Genomic DNA, 16861 nt, shown 5'->3' with positions numbered 1-16861 from the left:
GTCCTTCCGTACCGCAAAAGCGCACTGGGCGCTGACCACCAGGCTGACAAAGTTCGGCCCCGTCTGCGCAACAGACGGGGCCGGTGGAGCGTAGGACCGATCAGGCGGGCAGCACGACGACGAAGCGCTCGGGCTCCTCGCCCTCGGACTCGCTGCGCAGACCTGCGGCCTTGACCGCGTCGTGGACGACCTTGCGCTCGAACGGCGTCATCGGCTTGAGCTTCACGGGCGAGCCGCTGCTCTTGGCCTCGGCGGCGGCCTTGGCGCCCAGCTCGGAGAGCTCGGAGCGCTTCTTGGCCCGGTAGCCCGCGATGTCCAGCATCAGCCGGCTGCGATCGCCGGTCTCCCGGTGCACGGCCAGGCGCGTGAGCTCCTGAAGCGCCTCCAGCACCTCACCGTCCCGGCCGACCAGCTTCTGCAGGTCGCGGCTCCCCGTGTCGCTGATGATCGAGACAGCAGCGCGGTCACCCTCGACGTCCATGTCGATATCGCCGTCGAGATCGGCGATGTCCAGCAGACCCTCGAGGTAGTCCGCCGCGATGTCACCCTCCTGCTCCAGGCGGGTCAGGGTGTCTGCACCCTCGGTAGCGGCGGAGGTGGTGCCTTCCGTCACGGGATGGACTCCTTCTTACTTCTTGGACGAGGACTTGGGCCGCTGCGGACCCTTGCGCTGGCCGGACTGGGCCCGGCTGCGGGAACCGCCTCCGGACTTGGGGGCCGCCTTCCCGGCGGACCCCGCCGGCTTGGCGTCCTCCGGGTCGCCGGACTTGCTCAGCGAGGTCGACGGCGAGGAGGTCTTCTCGGCACTTCCGGCAGGCTTCGGTCCGCCGGTCTGGCGCTTGGACTTGGGCTGGCGCTTGGGCTGCTGCCGCTTGGGAGCGGCGGTGGCCGGCGTACCTTCCTCGGTCACGGTGGCCACGGCGGTGTCGCTCTTCACAACGGAGCCGTCGGCCTGGGCCGCGAGGCCCGCCTTGCTCAGTCCGTTGATGAACTTGCGCTCGTAGTCGTTGCGGTCGCGCCCCTTGGCGACGATGGCCTTCACGATGGCGCGCTCACGCCGGTTGCGGGCCTTGCCGTGGTGCGTGACGTGCTTGTACAGGCGGTCCAGGTAGGCGGCCTGGGCCTTGGAACCCGGGGTCGGGTTGTTGCGGATGACGTACATCTGCTGGCCCATGGTCCACACGTTGGTGGTCAGCCAGTAGACGAGAACACCGACCGGGAAGTTGATACCGAAGACGGCGAAGATGACGGGGAAGACGTACATCAGCATCTTCTGCTGCTGCATGAACGGCGTCTTCACCGTGGTGTCGACGTTCTTCGTCATCAGCTGGCGCTGCGTGTAGAACTGCGACAGCGACATCAGGATGATCATGATGGCGGTGACGACCCGCACATCGGTGATCGAGGAGCCGAGCGCCTCGACCGTGCTCGAGCTGTCCGTGAACTTCGCGGCCAGAGGAGCACCGAAGATGTGCGCCTTCTGCGCGCTCTCCAGCAGCCGCTCGTTGATCACGCCGATGGTGTCGTTCGACGCGATGCTGTTGAGCACGTGGTACAGGGCGAAGAAGAACGGCGACTGCGCCAGGATGGGAAGGCACGAGGAGAGCGGGTTGGTGCCCGTCTCCTTGTACAGCTTCATCATCTCTTCGGACTGACGCTGCTTGTCGCTCTTGTAGCGCTCCTGGATCTTCTTCATCTCGGGCTGGAGCGTCTGCATGGCCCGGGTCGCCTTGATCTGCTTCACGAAGAGCGGGATCAGGCAGATACGGATCAGGACCACCAGAGACACGATGGACAGGCCCCAGGCCCAGCCCGTGTCAGGGCCGAAGATCGCACCGTACAGCGAGTGGAACTGAACGATGACCCACGAAACGGGCGTGGTGATGAAGCTGAAGAGGCTGGCAATCGTGTCCACTAATCATGCTCCTTGGGCATGGGACGGGGTCTCTGCGGCCGGGCTCGAAGGAACGTTGCTTGAAGGAACATTCTCTCCGGTGGCCGTTTCGGCGGCGGAGGGCCCGCCCTTGCGTGCGCGCCATGCGTTGCGCAGCAGTTCGTGCCACCGCGGACGCCTGCGCGGCGGGACATGGTCCACACCACCCAGCGACCACGGATTGCAGCGCAGGATGCGCCAGGCCGTGAGTGCGGTGCCCTTGAGGGCACCGTGCCGGTCAATAGCCGTGTAGCCGTAGTGGGAACACGACGGGTAGTACTTGCACACCGGCCCGAGCAACGGGCTGATCGTCCACTGGTACAGCTTGATCAGCGCCAGCAGCGGGTACTTCATCGCGCGCCCCCTCCCAGCAACCGCTGAAGAGCGGCATCCAGGTCTCGGGCCAGCTGTGCATGTTCAGCGTCACCCGCACCGGGCAGCGCTCGTACGACTACCAGGCTACCGGGGGGCAGCTGGTCGACTCGCTCACGCATCAGATGGCGAAGTCTGCGCTTCACTTTGTTGCGCACGACAGCGCCACCCACGGCCTTGCTCACGACGAAACCCGCACGCGTCGGGGGAGCGCTCTCCCCAGGCGCGTGCGGGTCCGTGGCACCGCTACGAAGGTGGACGACGAGAAGTGGGCGTCCGGCCCGGCGTCCTCGTCGAACCGCGGTCGCGAAGTCCTCGCGCCGCCTCAGCCGGTTCTCGGTGGGCAGCACGACGTCATGACCTGACCGGGATCAGGCGGACAGACGGGCGCGACCCTTGCTACGGCGGGACGCGAGAATCGCGCGGCCGGCACGGGTGCGCATACGCAGCCGGAAGCCGTGGGTCTTCGCGCGACGACGGTTGTTCGGCTGGAAGGTGCGCTTGCTCACTCGGGGGCTCCAGAAAGAAATCGGTGGTGGCGGGGTGCCGTCCTGGCTGTCACCGTGCGCCCACGAGTAGCTCGCGTTACGCCCGAGTGCACCGCTTTCCGATCACCTTGACGCGATCTGTGCCCATCGGAGGCAGGCGGCAGCAGCCATCGACAACTCGACCTGGTTACGGTACGCGGGGCTACGCCATCCGGTCAAACCGGCGGCCGCGGGGAGACACTATCCACAGGCTGGGGACAATAACTTGAACCACAGCGGTCGCCCTGACTACCGTGGCTGGACTCCGATTCGTTCCCTTATCCCTGCGGAACCCGACTTACATCCCGACCCGTCCCACAACCACACGTTCGTGGGACCCGTGAGAGAGCGTGCCCTGTGGCTGACGTACCTGCCGATCTTGCCGCAGTGTGGCCACGAGTTCTCGAGCAGCTTCTCGGTGAGGGCCGCGGGCAGGGCGTCGAGGCCAAGGACGAGCACTGGATCTGGCGCTGCCAGCCCATCGCGCTGGTCGCCGACACCGCCCTGCTGGCCGTACCGAACGAGTTCGCGAAGGGCGTGCTCGAGGGCCGCCTCGCCCCGATCGTGAGCGAGACGCTGAGCCGTGAGTGCGGCCGCCCGATCCGCATCGCGATCACCGTCGACGACTCCGCCGGCGAGCCCCCGGCCCCGCCGGCACCCCCCACCCAGCCCCAGCCGCGCTACGAGGAGCCGGAACTCCCCGCTCCGTCCGGCCAGTACGAGGGCTACGGCCGGCACCGCTCCGAGCAGCGCCCCTTAGCGTCCGGCGACCAGCTCCCCACTGCCCGCCCCGCCTACCCGGCGGAGTACCAGCGCCCCGAGCCGGGCGCCTGGCCACTGCCGGCGCAGGACGAGTACAGCTGGCAGCAGCCGCGGCTCGGCTTCCCGGAACGGGATCCCTATGCAACGCCGCCGCAGGACTCGTACGGATCCCACGCACAGGACGCGTACGGCTCCCACGCACAGGACTCCTACGGATCACCGTCCCGCGAGTCCTACGGCTCCCCGGCGCAGGACTCGTACGGATCGCCCTCGCAGGAGTACCGCCAGCAGGGCATGGAGCGCCCGTCGTACGACCAGCACCGCTCCGACTACGACCCGTCACGCGGCGACTACGACCAACGCGACGCCCGACGGGAACTGCCCGAGCAGCAAGGCGGCGCCGGGCCCGCACACCGCGGCCCGGCGGGCACCTCGCTGCCCGCGTCCAGTGGCGCGCCAGGCCCGCTGGCGGCGCAGCCCGCGCCGGCGACCGGCCCCGGTGAGCCGACCGCGCGGCTGAACCCGAAGTACCTCTTCGACACGTTCGTCATCGGCGCCTCGAACCGCTTCGCGCACGCGGCTGCGGTGGCCGTCGCCGAGGCGCCGGCCAAGGCGTACAACCCCCTGTTCATCTATGGGGAGTCGGGGCTCGGCAAGACGCACCTGCTGCACGCGATCGGACACTACGCGCGGAGCCTCTACCCGGGCACGCGTGTGCGGTACGTGAGCTCGGAGGAGTTCACCAACGAGTTCATCAACTCCATCCGCGACGGCAAGGGCGACAGCTTCCGCAAGCGGTACCGCGAGATGGACATCCTGCTCGTCGACGACATCCAGTTCCTCGCGGACAAGGAGTCGACGCAGGAGGAGTTCTTCCACACCTTCAACACGCTCCACAACGACAACAAGCAGATCGTGCTCTCCAGCGACCGGCCGCCCAAGCAGCTGGTGACGCTGGAGGACCGGTTGCGGAACCGTTTCGAGTGGGGCCTGATCACCGACGTCCAGCCGCCCGAGCTGGAGACGCGGATCGCGATTCTGCGCAAAAAGGCGGTGCAGGAGCAGCTCAATGCCCCGCCGGAGGTACTGGAGTTCATCGCCTCGCGGATCTCGCGCAACATCCGCGAACTGGAGGGCGCACTGATCCGGGTGACGGCGTTCGCGTCGCTCAACCGGCAGCCGGTGGACCTGGGCCTGACGGAGATCGTCCTGAAGGACCTGATCCCCGGCGGCGAGGACACCGCTCCCGAGATCACCTCGACGGCCATCATGAGCGCGACCGCCGACTACTTCGGCCTCACGGTCGAGGACCTGTGCGGAACTTCGCGCGGGCGCGCGCTGGTGACGGCCCGGCAGATCGCCATGTACCTGTGCCGTGAGCTGACGGACCTGTCCCTGCCGAAGATCGGCGCGCTGTTCGGCGGCCGCGACCACACGACGGTGATGCACGCCGACCGCAAGATCCGCAATCTGATGGCCGAGCGGCGCTCCATCTACAACCAGGTCACCGAGCTGACGAACCGCATCAAGAACGGCTGACGACAGCCGTCCTACGCCTCTGAGGGCGCCCCGGGACGAGGTCCCCGGGGCGCCCTTCGTCGTTCGCCGGCCACCCGCGGTTCGATTACGAGCCGAGTTACGGCCACTCTCCACAGATTCGGTGACTTTCTGCCGTCCACATCCTGGGGACTGCGAAGTTGTCCAGACCGTGTCCACAGCCTGACCTGTTGAAGGACCATCAAGCCAGGTCAGGTGGTTGTGGATCGGTGGACGAAGGATCTCCACAGACTGTGGACAGGCAGATGATCCACAGACTGTGCGCGGAGTTGTCCACCGGCAACCCACAGGCCGGGGCAGGTTGTCCCCAGTGACGCTTACCTTCTCCACAGCTCTGTCCACTGTTCGGCAACACGACGCGCCTGCTCACCGGCCCGAGTGAAAGGCGTCACACAAAGCTGCCGGGTTGGACTGTGGGAAACATGGGTAAAGCTGGGGACGGCGCTGGGGAGAACTCGCCCCACCCTGTGCATGGGGTGTGCAGAACTTTCCGTTCTCCACAGAAGCGTTCAGTTGTCCACTGCCTCCGCCCACAGGCCCCGTGGACAAAATTTCCGCCCTGAGCTGGGAAAACGTAGTTATCCACGGTATCCACAGGCCCTACTACTACTCCCAACTAGAGAGAGCTGGGAATCCGTTTCGAAGAGGGCCCTGTGCACAACTCGCTCTTCGGCGTCCTGCTGCCCCTCGTCACGACTTGACCCCGAGAGGCACCTACTGTCAGTGCGGTGCGTCAGACTGTTCCCCGGTGTCCTTCCCATCCCAGGGCCCGCGACACCGAGACAGACGACGAAGCCAGGCAGGGCGAGAAGCGCCGGCAACAGCAGGAGGCGGCAACAGTGAAGATCCGGGTGGAACGCGACGTACTCGCGGAGGCAGTGGCCTGGGCGGCGCGCAGCCTTCCGGCCCGTCCGCCGGCGCCTGTCCTCGCCGGCCTGCTGCTGAAGGCCGAGGACGGCCAGCTGAGCCTGTCCAGCTTCGACTACGAGGTCTCCGCCCGCGTGTCGGTGGAGGCGGAGGTCGAGGAGGAGGGCACGGTCCTCGTCTCGGGCCGACTGCTCGCCGACATCTCCCGCGCCCTCCCCAACCGGCCGGTGGAGATTTCCACAGACGGTGTACGGGCGACGGTGGTCTGCGGCTCCTCGCGCTTCACACTCCACACCCTGCCCGTGGAGGAGTACCCGGCGCTGCCGCAGATGCCGAACGCCACGGGCACGGTCCCCGGCGAGGTCTTCGCCGCCGCGGCCGCCCAGGTCGCCATCGCCGCCGGTCGTGACGACACGCTGCCCGTCCTCACCGGTGTGCGCATCGAGATCGAGGGCGACCGGGTCACCATGGCCTCGACCGACCGCTACCGCTTCGCGGTCCGCGAGTTCCTCTGGAAGCCGGAGAACCCGGACGCCTCTGCGGTCGCCCTGGTGCCCGCCAAGACGCTCCTGGACACGGCCAAGGCGCTGACCAGCGGCGACAGCGTGATCCTGGCGCTGTCCGGCTCGGGCGCGGGCGAGGGTCTGATCGGCTTCGAGGGCGCCGGTCGCCGTACGACGACCCGCCTCCTGGAGGGCGACCTCCCGAAGTACCGCACGCTGTTCCCGACCGAGTTCAACTCCGTCGCCGTGATCGAGACCGCGCCCTTCGTGGAAGCCGTCAAGCGTGTGGCCCTGGTCGCCGAGCGGAACACCCCGGTGCGGCTCAGCTTCGAGCAGGGCGTGCTCATCCTGGAGGCCGGCTCCAGCGACGACGCACAGGCTGTGGAACGGGTGGACGCCCAGCTGGAGGGCGATGACATCTCGATCGCCTTCAACCCGACGTTCCTGCTGGACGGACTGAGCGCCATCGACTCCCCGGTGGCCCAGCTGTCGTTCACGACGTCGACGAAGCCCGCGCTGCTCAGCGGCAAGCCGGCGCTGGATGCCGAGGCGGACGAGGCCTACAAGTACCTGATCATGCCGGTGCGCCTGAGCGGCTGACGCTGCCGACAGTTGTCCACAGGCTGTGCGGTCCGAGTGGACGACCGGGCCCGCTCGTCCGTCGAAAGCTGCAGGTGAGGGGCTACGTATGAGCGCGTATGCCCACAGGTGTGCGTGACAGTCCGGGTTTAGGCTCGGACCTGGGTACGAAGGTGCCTCACACGCCACAGCAACCTAAGGAACACAACTGATGGAGCTCGGTCTCGTCGGCCTCGGCAAGATGGGCGGCAACATGCGCGAGCGGATACGCCGCGCGGGCCACACCGTCGTCGGATACGACCGCAACCCGGACCTCGCGGATGTCCACAGCCTCGAAGAGCTTGTGGGCAAGCTGACAGGCCCGCGGGTCGTGTGGGTGATGGTCCCGGCCGGTGCACCCACCCAGTCGACCATCGACGAGCTCGCCGAGCTGCTGGAGCCCGGTGACGTCGTCGTGGACGGCGGGAACTCGCGCTGGACGGACGACGAGAAGCACGCCGAGGAGCTGGCCGCCAAGGGCATAGGCTTCGTCGACTGCGGCGTCTCCGGCGGCGTCTGGGGCCTGGAGAACGGCTATGCGCTGATGTACGGCGGTGACGCGGCGAACGTTGCCAAGGTGCAGCCGATCTTCGATGCGCTCAAGCCGAAGGGCGACTTCGGGTCGGTGCACGCCGGCAAGGTTGGCGCGGGCCACTTCGCGAAGATGGTCCACAACGGCATCGAGTACGCGATGATGCAGGCCTACGCCGAGGGCTGGGAGCTGCTGGAGAAGGTCGACTCCGTGACCGACGTCCGGGAGGTCTTCCGGTCCTGGCAGGAGGGCACTGTCATCCGCTCCTGGCTGCTCGACCTTGCGGTCAACGCCCTCGATGAGGACGAGCACCTGGAGCAGCTCAAGGGTTATGCACAGGACTCCGGTGAGGGCCGCTGGACTGTGGAGGCCGCCATCGACAACGCCGTGCCGCTGCCCGCGATCACGGCTTCCCTCTTCGCGCGGTTCGCGTCGCGCCAGGAGGACTCTCCGCAGATGAAGATGATTGCGGCGCTGCGGAACCAGTTCGGCGGCCACGCGGTCGAGAAGAAGTAGCGAGTAACACAGGACACCGGGGGAGGTCGGCGCACCACCATGCACGTCACGCATCTGTCGCTGGCCGACTTCCGCTCGTATGCCCGGGTCGAGGTCCCGCTCGACCCGGGCGTCACCGCCTTCGTCGGGCCCAATGGGCAGGGCAAGACGAATCTCGTCGAGGCCGTCGGCTACCTCGCCACTCTCGGCAGCCACCGGGTCGCCTCCGACGCCCCCCTCGTCCGCATGGGTGCCGACCGCGCGATCATCCGCGCGCAGGTCCGCCAGGGTGACCGGCAGCAGCTGGTGGAGCTGGAGCTGAACCCCGGCAAGGCCAACCGTGCCCGCATCAACAGGTCCTCGCAGGTCAGGCCCCGTGATGTGCTCGGCATCGTGCGCACCGTGATGTTCGCGCCCGAGGACCTCGCCCTGGTGAAGGGCGACCCCGGGGAGCGGCGCCGCTTCCTCGACGAGCTGATCACCGCTCGTTCGCCGCGCATGGCCGGCGTGCGCTCCGACTACGAGCGTGTCCTCAGGCAGCGGAACACGCTGCTGAAGTCGGCCGCGCTGGCCCGCCGACACGGGGGCCGCTCGATGGACCTGTCCACCCTCGACGTATGGGATCAGCACCTCGCGCGCGCGGGCGCCGAGCTGCTCGCCCAGCGCCTCGACCTGATCGCCGCGCTTCAGCCGCTCGCCGACAAGGCGTACGAGCAGCTGGCCCCCGGCGGCGGCCCGGTCGCCCTGGAGTACAGGGCGTCGTCTCCGGGCGATGCGCACACCCGCGAGGCCCTCTTCGAGCAGCTGACCGCGGCGCTGGCCGAGGCCCGTAAGCAGGAGATCGAGCGGGGCGTCACCCTCGTAGGGCCCCATCGGGACGATTTGATTCTCAAACTCGGTGAGCTGCCCGCCAAGGGGTACGCCTCCCACGGGGAGTCCTGGTCCTACGCGCTGGCGCTGCGCCTCGCGTCGTACGACCTGCTGCGCGCCGAGGGCAACGAGCCTGTGCTGATCCTTGACGACGTCTTCGCGGAGCTGGACACCCGCCGCCGTGAGCGCCTGGCCGAGCTGGTCGCGCCCGGCGAGCAGGTGCTGGTGACGGCTGCGGTCGACGACGACGTACCGCATGTGCTGGCGGGGGCGCGGTACACGGTGTCGGACGGGGCGGTGGAGCGCGTATGAGCACCGATGAACCGGCACCCAAGGGGACCCCTTCCGGCGTCGACCTCGCGCGGGTCGCGCTGCGGGCGGCGAAGGAGCAGGCACGCGCGCGTGGGGACGCGGCGCAGCAGAAGAAGCAGGCGCGGCGTGGTGGCCTGCGCTCCGGGGCGCGTGCCGACGGCCGTGACCCGATGGCGCTCGGCGCGGCGATCAACCGGCTGATCAGCGAGCGGGGCTGGGAGACTCCGGCCGCGGTGGGCGGCGTGATGGGCCGCTGGCCGCAGATCGTCGGCGAGGACGTGGCCAAGCACTGCGTTCCGGAGAAGTACGACGAGGACGAGCGGGTGCTGGTCGTGCGCTGCGACTCCACGGCCTGGGCGACGAATCTGCGGCTGCTCGCGCCCACGCTGGTCGCCCGCCTCAACGAGGACCTCGGGCACGGCGCGGTGAAACAGATCAAGGTGTACGGTCCCGGCGGCCCCGCCCGCCGCTACGGCCCCTTGCGTGCTCCCGGCAGCACGGGCCCCGGCGACACCTACGGGTGACCCGGTCGACCGGGTCTGCCGGGAGTGACCGACATCACGTTGGTGCCGTCGGCGGGGCGGCCGTACGTGCGCCGGTGCGACCGCAGGACGCCTACTGCCGCATGACCGGACACAGTTGCGAATATCGGCCTGACCCCGGAGTAGCAAAGGGTTGACATCCGGAAGCGCTGAGTGCCTCTGTGAGCCTCTTGGAGCCCCCATCCGCATATCGGGACCCGGCCGAGGATGGTTCAGGGCGCCACATGAGGACTCAGGTGCCCGCAAACCCCCATCACTGTCGGCGCTACCGGTAGACTGGAGGACAATCCCGCCCCAGTCGTGGGGACGTCCGGGAAAAGCTGAGCAACGCTGATCAAGGCTTACCAACGCAACATGCCGCAGCCGCTCCGGCAACCCGCCGACGAGCCCGGCTCGTGCTGTGCCAGAAAGGGCGCTTCGTGGCCGATTCCGGCAACCCCAACGAGAACATCCCGTCCACCGACGCCGGCGTGAACGCCGCGGCCATCGCCTCGAACGGCGAGGTCACGGCTTCGTACGACGCCAGCGCCATTACCGTCCTCGAGGGTCTGGACGCCGTCCGCAAGCGACCCGGCATGTACATCGGCTCGACCGGTGAGCGCGGACTGCACCACCTTGTGCAGGAGGTCGTCGACAACTCCGTCGACGAGGCGCTGGCCGGGCACGCGGACACCATCGACGTCACGATCCTCGCCGACGGCGGGGTCCGGGTCGTCGACAACGGCCGTGGCATCCCGGTGGGCATCGTCCCCTCCGAGGGCAAGCCGGCCGTCGAGGTGGTGCTGACCGTGCTGCACGCGGGCGGCAAGTTCGGCGGCGGCGGCTACGCGGTCTCCGGTGGTCTGCACGGTGTCGGCGTCTCGGTCGTGAACGCCCTGTCGAGCAAGGTCTCCGTCGAGGTCAAGACCGACGGCTACCGCTGGACGCAGGACTACAAGATGGGCGTCCCGACGGCCCCGCTCGCCCAGCACGAGGCCACGGAGGAGACCGGCACGTCGGTGACCTTCTGGGCCGACCCGGACATCTTCGAGACCACCGACTACTCCTTCGAGACGCTCTCGCGGCGCTTCCAGGAGATGGCGTTCCTCAACAAGGGTTTGACGATCAAACTCACTGACGAGCGCGAGTCGGCCAAGGCCACGGCCGGTGCGGACGAGGCGGGCGCGGACGAGAAGGCCGAGCCCAAGACGGTCGCGTACCACTACGAGGGCGGCATCGTCGACTTCGTGACGTACCTGAACTCCCGCAAGGGAGATGTGGTGCACCCGTCGGTCATCGACCTCGAGGCGGAGGACAAGGAGAAGAACCTGTCCGTCGAGGTCGCGATGCAGTGGAACAACGGCTACACCGAGGGCGTGTACTCGTTCGCCAACATCATCCACACCCACGAGGGCGGTACGCACGAAGAGGGCTTCCGCGCCGCGCTGACCTCGCTCATCAACAAGTACGCGCGCGACAAGAAGCTGCTGCGGGAGAAGGACGACAACCTCACGGGTGACGACATCCGCGAGGGTCTGACGGCGATCATCTCGGTCAAGCTGAGCGAGCCCCAGTTCGAGGGCCAGACCAAGACCAAGCTGGGCAACACGGAGGCGAAGACCTTCGTCCAGAAGGTGGTCTACGAGCACCTCAACGACTGGCTGGACCGCAACCCGAACGAGGGCGCGGACATCGTCCGCAAGGGCATCCAGGCGGCCACCGCGCGCGTGGCGGCCCGCAAGGCCCGTGACCTGACCCGCCGCAAGGGTCTGCTGGAGAGCGCGTCGCTGCCGGGCAAGCTGTCGGACTGCCAGTCGAACGACCCCATCAAGTGCGAGATCTTCATCGTCGAGGGTGACTCCGCCGGCGGCTCGGCCAAGTCCGGCCGCAACCCGGAGTACCAGGCGATCCTCCCGATCCGAGGCAAGATCCTCAACGTCGAGAAGGCGCGGATCGACAAGATCCTGCAGAACCAGGAGATCCAGGCGTTGATCTCCGCCTTCGGCACCGGGGTCCACGAGGACTTCGACATCGAGAAGCTCCGCTACCACAAGATCATCCTCATGGCGGACGCCGACGTCGACGGCCAGCACATCAACACCCTGCTGCTGACCTTCCTGTTCCGCTTCATGCGGCCGCTGGTCGAGGCGGGCCATGTGTTCCTGTCCCGTCCCCCGCTCTACAAGATCAAGTGGGGCCGGGAGGACGTCGAGTACGCCTACTCCGACCGCGAGCGCGACGCACTGATCGAGATGGGCCGCCAGCGTGGCAAGCGGATCAGGGAGGACTCGATCCAGCGCTTCAAGGGTCTCGGCGAGATGAACGCCGAGGAGCTGCGCATCACCACGATGGACCAGGAGCACCGCGTCCTCGGCCAGGTCACCCTGGACGATGCCGCCCAAGCCGACGAGCTGTTCTCGGTCCTGATGGGCGAGGACGTCGAGGCGCGCCGCCAGTTCATCCAGCGCAACGCCAAGGACGTCCGCTTCCTCGACATCTGAGTCGGTCTCAGCTGACCGCACCAGGAAGGATCTTCACCAGCTATGGCCGACGAGAACACTCCAGTCACGCCTGAAGAAGAGGGCCTGGCCCTCCGCGTCGAGCCCGTCGGGCTCGAGACGGAGATGCAGCGCTCCTACCTCGACTACGCGATGTCCGTCATCGTCTCCCGCGCGCTGCCGGACGTCCGGGACGGCCTCAAGCCCGTCCACCGCCGCGTCCTGTACGCGATGTACGACGGCGGCTACCGGCCCGAGCGCGGCTTCTACAAGTGCGCCCGTGTCGTGGGCGACGTCATGGGCAACTACCACCCCCACGGCGACAGCTCCATCTACGACGCGCTGGTCCGCCTGGCCCAGCCGTGGGCGATGCGCATGCCGCTCGTCGACTCCAACGGCAACTTCGGCTCCCCGGGCAACGACCCGGCGGCGGCCATGCGCTACACCGAGTGCAAGATGGCGCCGCTGTCGATGGAGATGGTCCGCGACATCGACGAGGAGACCGTCGACTTCACGGACAACTACGACGGCCGCTCCCAGGAGCCGACCGTCCTGCCCGCCCGTTTCCCGAACCTGCTGATCAACGGCTCGGCCGGTATCGCGGTCGGCATGGCCACCAACATCCCCCCGCACAATCTGCGCGAGGTCGCGGCCGGCGCCCAGTGGTACCTGGAGCACCCGGAGGCCAGCCACGAGGAGCTGCTGGATGCGCTCATCGAGCGCATCAAGGGCCCCGATTTCCCGACCGGTGCCCTGGTGGTGGGCCGTAAGGGCATCGAGGAGGCCTACCGCACCGGCCGCGGCTCGATCACCATGCGCGCGGTCGTCGAGGTCGAGGAGATCCAGGGCCGCCAGTGCCTGGTGGTCACGGAGCTGCCGTACCAGGTCAACCCCGACAACCTCGCGCAGAAGATCGCCGACCTGGTGAAGGACGGCAAGATCGGCGGCATCGCGGACGTCCGCGACGAGACGAGCTCCCGCACGGGCCAGCGCCTCGTCATCGTCCTGAAGCGGGACGCGGTCGCCAAGGTCGTACTGAACAACCTCTACAAGCACACCGACCTGCAGACGAACTTCGGCGCCAACATGCTGGCGCTGGTCGACGGTGTGCCGCGCACGCTGTCCCTGGACGCGTTCATCCGCCACTGGGTGACGCACCAGATCGAGGTCATCGTCCGCCGTACGCGCTTCAGGCTGCGCAAGGCCGAGGAGCGGGCGCACATCCTGCGCGGTCTGCTGAAGGCGCTGGACGCCATCGACGAGGTCATTGCGCTGATCCGGCGTAGCGACACCGTCGAAATCGCGCGCGGGGGCCTGATGGACCTCCTGGAGATCGACGAGATCCAGGCCAACGCCATCCTCGAGATGCAGCTGCGCCGACTGGCCGCCCTGGAGCGCCAGAAGATCGTCCAGGAGCACGACGAGCTCCAGGCGAAGATCAACGAGTACAACGAGATCCTCGCCTCGCCGATCCGCCAGCGCGGCATCGTCAGCGAGGAACTCGCCGCGATCGTCGAGAAGTACGGCGACGACCGCAAGACCCAGCTGATCCCCTACGACGGTGACATGTCCATCGAGGACCTCATCGCCGAGGAGGACATCGTCGTCACGGTCACGCGCGGCGGTTACGTCAAGCGGACCAAGACGGACGACTACCGGGCGCAGAAGCGCGGCGGCAAGGGCGTACGCGGTACGAAGCTGAAGGAAGACGACATCGTCGACCACTTCTTCGTCTCGACGACCCACCACTGGCTGCTGTTCTTCACCAACAAGGGCCGGGTGTACCGGGCCAAGGCCTACGAGCTGCCGGACGCCGGCCGGGACGCGCGCGGCCAGCATGTCGCCAACCTGCTGGCCTTCCAGCCGGACGAGGCGATCGCCGAGATCCTCGCGATCCGCGACTACGAGGCCGCGCCGTATCTGGTCCTGGCCACGAAGGCGGGTCTGGTCAAGAAGACGCCGCTGAAGGATTACGATTCGCCCCGCTCCGGCGGCGTGATCGCGATCAACCTCCGTGAAAGGGAGGACGGTTCCGACGACGAACTGATCGGAGCCGAACTCGTCTCGCCCGACGACGATCTGCTGCTGATCAGCAAGAAGGCGCAGTCGATCAGGTTCACCGCGACGGACGAGTCGCTGCGCCCCATGGGCCGCGCGACCTCGGGCGTCAAGGGCATGAGTTTCCGTGCGGGAGACGAACTGCTCTCGATGAATGTTGTTCGACCCGGTACGTTCGTGTTCACTGCCACCGACGGCGGGTACGCGAAGCGGACCGCTGTTGACGAGTACCGCGTCCAGGGTCGCGGCGGCCTCGGCATCAAGGCCGCCAAGATCGTCGAGGACCGTGGATCGCTCGTCGGCGCGCTGGTGGTCGAGGAGACCGACGAGATCCTCGCCATCACGCTGTCCGGCGGTGTGATTCGCACGCGAGTCAACGAGGTCAGGGAGACGGGCCGTGACACCATGGGCGTCCAACTGATCAATCTGGGCAAGCGCGATGCCGTGGTCGGTATCGCACGTAACGCCGAGGCGGGACGTGAGGCGGAGGAGGTTGACGGCGCCATTGCCGTCGACGAGACCGCCGAAGGTGCCGCGACCACCGGCACGGACGAGGGTGAGGCGCCCTCGGCCGAGTAGCACGAGGAGTGAGTCAGCGTGAGCGGAGCCACGGGCGCCGGATCTGCCGGTATCCCTGCCGGTACCTCGACCGGTGCGGAAACGGACGGCGGCGGCCGTGGCTCCGCCGCGCCTGCGACGGACTCCCACACGACCAACCTGCAGGCGATCAAACCCCACGCGACCGACTCGCACTCGCCTGACACTCATGGATCCCAGGGGGGAACTGTGACGGACACCCGAGGCCCGCAGACCCAGCAGTACGCGGCTGGAGCGGGCCCGGCCGCTCCGGGCGCCCAGTCGGCCGGGGCGCAGCAGGCGGCGTCCCCGCTCCCCGGGGAGCGCCAGCCTCAGCAACCCACCGGGCCCTACCACCCGCCGCAGGCGTACCAGACGCCCGCTCCCGCCGGCGCGGTACGGCGCCCGCGCACCGGCGCGCGCACCACACCCCGGGTCCGCAAAGCCCGGCTGCGGGTGGCCAAGGCCGACCCGTGGTCCGTGATGAAGGTCAGCTTCCTGCTCTCCATCGCGCTGGGCATCTGCACGATCGTCGCGTCCGCCGTGCTGTGGATGGTCATGGACGCGATGGGCGTGTTCTCGACCGTCGGCGGAACGATCTCCGAGGCGACCGGCTCGAACGAGTCCAACGGCTTCGACCTGCAGGCGTTCCTGTCGCTGCCCAACGTCCTGCTGTTCGCCACGATCATCGCGGTCATCGACGTCGTCCTGGCGACGGCCCTCGCGACACTCGGCGCGTTCATCTACAACCTCTCCGCGGGCTTCGTCGGCGGCGTGGAGCTGACACTGGCCGAGGACGAGTGAGGCCGGACGAGCCGGTTCGCTGACGGGCCGCTTCAAACCTCCACCGATTATCGATTTTGGGACTGCCCCGGTCGTGCGCTAATCTTCAGGAGTCAGCGCGCGGGACACACACCGCAGAGCGCGGCGGGGCTATAGCTCAGTTGGTTAGAGCGCATCCCTGATAAGGATGAGGCCACAGGTTCAAATCCTGTTAGCCCCACAGATGCAGAACGAAGGCAGAGGGCGTCTCCCCAGGTGGGAGGCGCCCTCTCCGTGTTTTCGGCCGGTCGTCACGGGGCCCGTCCGTGATGCGGCCCGCGCTCGGCGACGCGAAGAGCGGGCGCCTCCCCGGAGGAAGTGCCCGCTCCTGGCCGACGAGGGTCAGGCGACCAGCTGGGGTTCCTGCGGTGTGGTGGCCTCCGTCGGCTGCTGCGGCTTGCGGTCGTGCATCACCAGTGTGGCCAGGACGGCGGCGGCCAGGACGCCGATCGCGCTGAGTGCGAAGGTGGTGGTCATCGAGGCGGTGAAGGCCTCGCGGGCGGTGCCGATCAGGGCGCTGTCGGTGGTGGCCAGGGCGCCGGTGATGGACTGCCTGGCCTGCTCGGGGGCGTCGGCCGGCATCTCGGCGGCATAGCCGCTGGTGAGGAGGGAGCCGAGGACGGCGATGCCGAGGGCGGTGCCGGCCTGTCGGATGGTGTCGTTGAGGGCCGAGCCGACGTCCGCCTTGTCGGCCGGGATGGTGCCCATCAGCGCGGCGACCGCAGCGGGCATCGCGAGACCGGCGCCGAGGCCCAGCAGGGCGAGGGCCGCCGCCGGGACCGTGAAACCGGAGTCGGCCGAGACCGTGCTGAGGAGGCCGAACGAGGCAGCCATCACGAGCATGCCGGACAGGATCACGTAGCGGTTGCCGATCTTCTCGGCGAGCTTGACGCCCGAGCCGTTGCCGATCAGGACACACACCGCAGAGCGCGGCGGGGCTATAGCTCAGTTGGTTAGAGCGCATCCCTGATAAGGATGAGGCCACAGGTTCAAATCCTGTTAGCCCCACAGATGCAGAACGAAGGCAGAGGGCGTCTC

At 67.9% G+C, this 16861-nt stretch carries 14 protein-coding genes and 2 tRNA genes; 10 read left to right on the top strand and 6 right to left on the bottom strand.

Annotated features, from left to right (window positions below; translation table 11 throughout):
• Window positions 1–100 precede the first annotated feature (100 nt).
• From ACTWQJ_RS12205 to rpmH, 5 genes are read right to left on the bottom strand one after another with little or no spacing between them, the layout of a single operon-like run.
• Window positions 101–613 (bottom strand): Jag family protein, encoded by a 513-nt coding sequence (locus ACTWQJ_RS12205; protein ID WP_385510460.1) that lies wholly within the window; start codon window positions 611–613, stop codon window positions 101–103.
• A 15-nt stretch (window positions 614–628) separates the two neighbouring features.
• Window positions 629–1915 (bottom strand): membrane protein insertase YidC, encoded by a 1287-nt coding sequence (gene yidC, locus ACTWQJ_RS12200; RefSeq protein ID WP_443306653.1) that lies wholly within the window; start codon window positions 1913–1915, stop codon window positions 629–631.
• Between the two features lie 3 nt (window positions 1916–1918).
• Window positions 1919–2287 carry a membrane protein insertion efficiency factor YidD gene (yidD, locus tag ACTWQJ_RS12195; RefSeq protein WP_443306652.1) on the bottom strand — a complete coding sequence of 123 codons (369 nt, stop codon included), beginning with the start codon at window positions 2285–2287 and terminating at the stop codon, window positions 1919–1921.
• On the bottom strand, window positions 2284–2655 hold the full coding sequence (rnpA, locus tag ACTWQJ_RS12190) for a ribonuclease P protein component (RefSeq protein WP_129798843.1): 372 nt from the start codon (window positions 2653–2655) through the stop codon (window positions 2284–2286). The genes yidD and rnpA overlap by 4 nt, the downstream gene beginning before the upstream one ends.
• 21 nt (window positions 2656–2676) lie before the next feature.
• The gene (rpmH, locus tag ACTWQJ_RS12185) at window positions 2677–2814 is read right to left on the bottom strand and encodes a 50S ribosomal protein L34 (protein ID WP_003956500.1); all 138 of its coding nucleotides are present in this window, start codon (window positions 2812–2814) and stop codon (window positions 2677–2679) included.
• A gap of 375 nt (window positions 2815–3189) precedes the next feature.
• On the opposite strand from rpmH, the gene dnaA reads away from it, so the two are divergent.
• The 9 genes from dnaA to ACTWQJ_RS12140 all read left to right on the top strand — a co-directional run bounded on the left by dnaA (window position 3190) and on the right by ACTWQJ_RS12140 (window position 16004).
• On the top strand, window positions 3190–5133 hold the full coding sequence (gene dnaA, locus ACTWQJ_RS12180; RefSeq protein ID WP_443306651.1) for a chromosomal replication initiator protein DnaA: 1944 nt from the start codon (window positions 3190–3192) through the stop codon (window positions 5131–5133).
• 857 nt (window positions 5134–5990) lie between these two features.
• Complete coding sequence (dnaN, locus tag ACTWQJ_RS12175; RefSeq protein WP_443306650.1) at window positions 5991–7121, top strand: DNA polymerase III subunit beta; 1131 nt, start codon at window positions 5991–5993, stop codon at window positions 7119–7121.
• 190 nt (window positions 7122–7311) lie between these two features.
• Complete coding sequence (gene gnd / locus ACTWQJ_RS12170; protein ID WP_443306649.1) at window positions 7312–8187, top strand: phosphogluconate dehydrogenase (NAD(+)-dependent, decarboxylating); 876 nt, start codon at window positions 7312–7314, stop codon at window positions 8185–8187.
• Between the two features lie 39 nt (window positions 8188–8226).
• Window positions 8227–9348 carry a DNA replication/repair protein RecF gene (recF, locus tag ACTWQJ_RS12165; protein WP_443306648.1) on the top strand — a complete coding sequence of 374 codons (1122 nt, stop codon included), beginning with the start codon at window positions 8227–8229 and terminating at the stop codon, window positions 9346–9348.
• Entirely contained in the window at window positions 9345–9872 is a 528-nt protein-coding gene (locus ACTWQJ_RS12160; RefSeq protein ID WP_443306647.1) for a DUF721 domain-containing protein, read from the top strand. The genes recF and ACTWQJ_RS12160 overlap by 4 nt, the downstream gene beginning before the upstream one ends.
• A gap of 437 nt (window positions 9873–10309) precedes the next feature.
• Window positions 10310–12370: a DNA topoisomerase (ATP-hydrolyzing) subunit B gene (gene gyrB, locus ACTWQJ_RS12155; RefSeq protein ID WP_443306646.1), complete on the top strand. Its 2061-nt coding sequence runs from the start codon at window positions 10310–10312 to the stop codon at window positions 12368–12370.
• A gap of 42 nt (window positions 12371–12412) precedes the next feature.
• Window positions 12413–15004, top strand: a complete 2592-nt coding sequence (gyrA, locus tag ACTWQJ_RS12150) for a DNA gyrase subunit A (protein ID WP_443306645.1) — start codon at window positions 12413–12415, stop codon at window positions 15002–15004.
• Between the two features lie 18 nt (window positions 15005–15022).
• Window positions 15023–15805, top strand: coding sequence for a DUF3566 domain-containing protein (locus ACTWQJ_RS12145; protein ID WP_443306644.1), 783 nt, complete (start codon window positions 15023–15025; stop codon window positions 15803–15805).
• A gap of 125 nt (window positions 15806–15930) precedes the next feature.
• A tRNA-Ile gene (locus ACTWQJ_RS12140) sits at window positions 15931–16004 on the top strand.
• A 161-nt stretch (window positions 16005–16165) separates the two neighbouring features.
• On the opposite strand, the gene ACTWQJ_RS12135 is transcribed toward ACTWQJ_RS12140, so the two are convergent.
• A complete protein-coding gene (locus tag ACTWQJ_RS12135; protein WP_443306643.1) occupies window positions 16166–16744 on the bottom strand; it encodes an MFS transporter in 579 nt (192 codons plus the stop codon).
• A 13-nt stretch (window positions 16745–16757) separates the two neighbouring features.
• Here ACTWQJ_RS12135 and ACTWQJ_RS12130 point away from each other — a divergent pair.
• A tRNA-Ile gene (locus ACTWQJ_RS12130) sits at window positions 16758–16831 on the top strand.
• Window positions 16832–16861 lie beyond the last annotated feature (30 nt).

Origin of the sequence: Streptomyces sp. KR55 (genome assembly GCF_052245645.1) — a bacterium.
Lineage (GTDB): Bacteria > Actinomycetota > Actinomycetes > Streptomycetales > Streptomycetaceae > Streptomyces > Streptomyces flavusporus.
Note: the sequence above shows the minus strand (reverse complement) of the source record. Positions and strands in the feature narration are given on the sequence as shown.

Coding starts and splice junctions, on each gene's coding strand:
- yidD (WP_443306652.1), bottom strand. CDS start 2,287: ATGAAGTACCCGCTGCTGGCGCTGATCAAGCTGTACCAGTGGACGATC.
- gnd (WP_443306649.1), top strand. CDS start 7,312: ATGGAGCTCGGTCTCGTCGGCCTCGGCAAGATGGGCGGCAACATGCGC.
- recF (WP_443306648.1), top strand. CDS start 8,227: ATGCACGTCACGCATCTGTCGCTGGCCGACTTCCGCTCGTATGCCCGG.
- ACTWQJ_RS12160 (WP_443306647.1), top strand. CDS start 9,345: ATGAGCACCGATGAACCGGCACCCAAGGGGACCCCTTCCGGCGTCGAC.
- gyrA (WP_443306645.1), top strand. CDS start 12,413: ATGGCCGACGAGAACACTCCAGTCACGCCTGAAGAAGAGGGCCTGGCC.